At 65.2% G+C, this 2725-nt stretch carries 4 protein-coding genes; all 4 read left to right on the top strand.

Translation table 11 applies throughout. The features are described 5' to 3' along the window. Window positions 1-87: 87 nt before the first annotated feature. The gene (locus VAE46_RS08485; protein ID WP_322796497.1) at window positions 88-885 is read left to right on the top strand and encodes a flagellar motor protein; all 798 of its coding nucleotides are present in this window, start codon (window positions 88-90) and stop codon (window positions 883-885) included. Then, the gene (locus tag VAE46_RS08480) at window positions 882-1637 is read left to right on the top strand and encodes a flagellar motor protein MotB (protein WP_322796496.1); all 756 of its coding nucleotides are present in this window, start codon (window positions 882-884) and stop codon (window positions 1635-1637) included. Before VAE46_RS08485 ends, VAE46_RS08480 begins: the two co-directional genes overlap by 4 nt. A gap of 2 nt (window positions 1638-1639) precedes the next feature. Continuing rightward, window positions 1640-2176, top strand: a complete 537-nt coding sequence (locus VAE46_RS08475) for a flagellar basal body-associated FliL family protein (protein ID WP_322796495.1) — start codon at window positions 1640-1642, stop codon at window positions 2174-2176. Between the two features lie 21 nt (window positions 2177-2197). After that, window positions 2198-2725: hypothetical protein (locus VAE46_RS08470; RefSeq protein ID WP_322796494.1), on the top strand; the 528-nt coding region annotated here is incomplete at its 3' end.

Here is a 2725-nt window from a genome sequence, read left to right as displayed (position 1 = left end):
CGTCTGCCAGGAAGACCCCGACACCATCGTTGAGCGCATCGCCGAGTTCCGCCGCATGAGCTTCGGCGCAATCAGGAGGTCCGCCTGATGGACCTCGCGACCGTCATCGGCCTCGGCATCGCCATCATCGGCATCATCGGCGGCAACATCCTCGAGGGCGGCAACCCGATGAAGCTCATCAACCTCCCGGGCTTCTTCATCGTCGTCCTCGGCTCCTTCGGCGCCGTCATGATCTCCCAGCCCCTCTCCGTCATGATCGCCCTCCCCAAGTTCATCCTCAAAGCCTTCTTCGGCGGCGCCGCCCACAACTCCGCCGAAACCGTCGACCTCTTCGTCCAGATGGCCGATAAAGCCCGCCGCGAAGGACTGCTCGCCCTCGAAGCCGATATCGAAAAAATCCACGACCCCTTCACCCGCAAAGGGGTCCAGCTCATGATCGACGGCACCGACCCCGAGCTCCTCCGCGAAATCATGGAAATCGAGCGGGAATCCATGAAGCATCGCCACGAGGCCAACTTCGCCGCCCTCGAATTCATGGGCGGCATCGCCCCCACCATCGGCGTCCTCGGCGCCGTCATGGGCCTCATGGGCGTCATGTCCCACCTCGATGAGCCCGACCACATCGGCCCCGGCATCGCCACCGCCTTCGTCGCCACCTTCTATGGCGTCTTCACCGCCAACGTCCTCTGGCTGCCCCTTGCCAACAAGCTCAAAAACAATTCCAAGCACGAACTCCACGCCCTCGATGTCGTCATCGAAGGGCTCATGTCCATCCAGGCCGGCGATAACCCCCGCATCGTTCGTGAAAAGCTCGAAGGCTTCCTCCAGCCCTCCGCCCGCGCCAGGAAGGATGACCAGGGCGAAGCCCGCCGGGAGGCCGCATGAGCCGCAAAGCCCCCGAGGCAGAGAAGCCCGAAAATCACGAACGATGGATCGTCTCCTACGCCGACATGGTGACGCTCCTCTTCGCGCTCTTCGTCGTCCTCTACGCCACCAGCGACGCCAACCCCCAGAAGCTCCAGTCCGTCCGCGTCTCCATCGACCAGGCCTTCTCCATCGGCGTCCTCCAGGGTTCCAACGGCTCCTCCGCCGTCCTCAACCAGGGCGGGGGCCTCACCCCATCCCTGAACGAGATCCGCTCCAACACGTTCGAAGGCCTCAACCAGACCCTCTCCGGCTTCGCCCAGGCCAACGGCCTCGAAGGCAAGATCCAGGTCCGCTCCGATTCCACTTCCATCACCATCTCCCTCGCGGATAACCTCCTCTTCGATTCCGGCAGCGCCGACCTGCGCCCCGGCAGCGTCGACGTCCTCCTCCAGGTGGCCGATGCCCTCCGCGGGCTGCCCAACCAGATCCGCATCGAGGGCCACACCGACAATATCCCCCCCAACACCCGCGAGTTCCCCACCAACTGGGAGCTCTCCGCCGCCCGCGCCACCCGCGTGCTCCGCGTCCTCACCGAACAGGGCGGGCTCGACCCGGCAAAGCTCTATACCGCCGGCTACGCCGATACCCGCCCCCTCGCCGATAACGCCACCCCCGAAGGCCGCGCACTCAACCGCCGCGCCGACATCGTCATCCTCTACCCCACCCTCGAAGACCTGCAGAAAGCCCTCGCCGGGACCCAGCGGAGGTAGCCATGTTCAAAGACAAGAAGGTCCTCGCCGGCGGCGCCGTCCTCTTCCTGGCCGCCTTCTGGTTCTACATCAAGCCGAACTATATGGACCCGAAACCCGTGCCCGTCTACACCCCCGAGCAGATCGCCGCCGCCCCCCGGCCGACGGTCTTCATCGGCAAGGCGACCGGCGGCGGCCACGGCGGCAAAGCCACCAACGCCCCGGAGGGCATCGTCCTCAACCTCAAGCCATCCGGCACCACCCAGCGCTACGTGAAGCTCATCATGGCCCTCGAATTCGAAGCGCAAACGCCCCCCTGGGTCGGCCTGAGCGTCGACCAGCTCGCTGCCAAGAACGCCGAATTCGCCCACCACCTCGACCCCGAAATGCACAAAATTCTCGATGCCATCGCCAACGTTATCGGCTCTCACTCCGCCGAAGAAGTCGCAACCGTCGAAGGCAAAGAAGCCCTGAAAAACGAGCTCATCGAAGCCATCAACCATCACCTCCACGACCACAAGGTCGAACACATCTACTTCGAAACCTTCATCGTCCAGTAGCCCCCGCGAAGGAGGCGCCCCATGGCCGACCCCGTCGAAATCCTTGCCCAGCTCCTCTCTCCCCAGCAGGCCGCCACGCTCGATCAGGCCGGCCGCCGGGCCTGGGAAGCTGCTGCCCGCACCCTCTCCGCCATCCAGGGCAGCGAGCCGAGCGTCGCCATCAGCGATGCACGCCTCGTCATGCCCGAAGAGGTCGCCGGCGACTACGCCGCGCCCCACCTGGCCGTTCCCATCGAACTCTCCACCGACAACGACCAGTCGGCGACCGCCTACCTCAGCCTTCCCACCGCTGCAGCTGCCGCCTACCTCCAAACCGAGGCCGACAACCCCGAAGACCAGGAGCAGCAGACCCTGGTGGTGACCTCCACCATCCTCGGGCAGGTCATCAACGCCCTGAACCAGGAAGTCTGCTCCCGCTCGAACAACGGACTCCTCCTCTCCTTCGACGACGTCCTTGCCAATTCCATGCCCGCGACCCTCGAGGGGCTCGAGGACGCCTGCCTGTACCTCACCGCCACCCTCAGCGCCGGCCGCGAACTCCCCCTCACC

It is taken from the genome of Tepidiforma sp., from assembly GCF_034433535.1.
GTDB lineage: Bacteria > Chloroflexota > Dehalococcoidia > Tepidiformales > Tepidiformaceae > Tepidiforma.
Note: the sequence above shows the minus strand (reverse complement) of the source record. Positions and strands in the feature narration are given on the sequence as shown.